Source organism: Pseudophaeobacter profundi (genome assembly GCF_029697505.1).
GTDB lineage: Bacteria > Pseudomonadota > Alphaproteobacteria > Rhodobacterales > Rhodobacteraceae > Pseudophaeobacter > Pseudophaeobacter profundi.
Genome location: NZ_JARJEF010000120.1, coordinates 1 through 358, shown reverse-complemented (window position 1 = coordinate 358; position 358 = coordinate 1). Strand labels below are relative to the sequence as shown.

Here is a 358-nt window from a genome sequence, read left to right as displayed (position 1 = left end):
GTGCCGGCCGCGGCTTCACTCTGGATGAACTGAAGCAAGCGGGACTCAACAAGAGATTCGCCAGGTCTATCGGCATCGCCGTCGATCCCCGCAGACGCAACAAGTCCCACGAGTCTGTTCAGCAGAACGCCCAGAGGCTCAAGGAGTACAAGGCCAAGCTCATCCTCTTCCCCATCCACGAGAAGAAGAAGCTTAAGAAGGGAGAGGCAACGGAAGAGGAGCGTAAGCTGGCCACACAGCTGAAGACAGTCGTAATGCCAATCAACCAGCCACAGGTGCGACCCAAGGCCAGAGTCTTCTCCGAGGAGGAGAAGAAGTTCTCTGCCTTCACCGCCCTCAGGAAGGCCCGAGCTGATCA

1 protein-coding gene is annotated in these 358 nt (G+C 57.5%); it reads left to right on the top strand.

Annotated features, from left to right (window positions below; translation table 11 throughout):
* A partial coding sequence (locus P2081_RS20490) for a ribosomal protein L13e (RefSeq protein ID WP_278924633.1) occupies window positions 1–358 on the top strand: 358 nt, incomplete at both ends.